Origin of the sequence: Pseudoalteromonas sp. SIMBA_162 (assembly GCF_046535955.1) — a bacterium.
Lineage (GTDB): Bacteria > Pseudomonadota > Gammaproteobacteria > Enterobacterales > Alteromonadaceae > Pseudoalteromonas > Pseudoalteromonas marina.
On record NZ_JAWJBQ010000954.1, the window covers coordinates 1 to 246 of the forward strand.

Annotated in this window: 1 protein-coding gene; it reads left to right on the forward strand. The window is 61.4% G+C overall.

Annotated features, from left to right (window positions below):
- Positions 1-10 precede the first annotated feature (10 nt).
- On the forward strand, positions 11-246 hold a 236-nt coding region (locus R0J88_RS22535; protein WP_410901250.1), incomplete at its 3' end, for an adenosylcobinamide-GDP ribazoletransferase.

The window sequence follows — 246 nt, forward strand, 5'->3', positions numbered from 1 at the left end:
CTGGGCAGGCGTGGCGCTACTCATTCTCACCCCCTGTGCTCACCCTCGCGGTTTGGCTTGGAGCTGGCAGCAGTCGCTTGGCCGCCGTGATGTGTTATTCGCATTAGTGCCGCTATTGCTGCTGGCGCTGATATTTCCTGCGGTGGGCGTTTGGCTGGTAGCGGTGGCGCTATGGGTGGCGCTGGCAAGGTGGGCGCTGCTGCGACTATTTAACGGCATCAACGGCGATATGGTCGGTGCCACGAT